We start from the raw sequence: 271 nt of genomic DNA, 5'->3' as shown, positions 1-271 counted from the left end.
AGAAAATAATGTCCGCTATAATCCAGTAACTAAAGGCTGGCGTTTAACGCTGCGCCTGAAAGTGAAAGATCCGAAGAAGCCAATCGAAATGCGCGCTTCTCTGGTTAATGGCGAGAAAACACTGAGTGAAACCTGGAGCTATCAGCTGCCTGCCAATGAATAAGTCAACGCATTCTACTCAAGATTACGTAAAGGCTTTGCCGCTCTCTGAAGAACAGAAAGCGGCGCTAATTCAGCAACTCCCTCAGTCCGAGGGAGAAGCCTTTGCGAC

1 protein-coding gene is annotated in these 271 nt (G+C 47.6%); it reads left to right on the top strand.

Annotation, left to right across the window (positions count from 1 at the left end):
• Positions 1 to 163 (top strand): glucan biosynthesis protein (locus GEAM_RS23045; protein ID WP_210435866.1); only part of this gene is annotated, 163 nt, incomplete at its 5' end.
• Between the last annotated feature and the right edge of the window lie 108 nt (positions 164 to 271).

It is taken from the genome of Ewingella americana ATCC 33852, assembly GCF_000735345.1.
Taxonomy (GTDB): Bacteria; Pseudomonadota; Gammaproteobacteria; order Enterobacterales; family Enterobacteriaceae; genus Ewingella; species Ewingella americana.
Note: the sequence above shows the minus strand (reverse complement) of the source record. Positions and strands in the feature narration are given on the sequence as shown.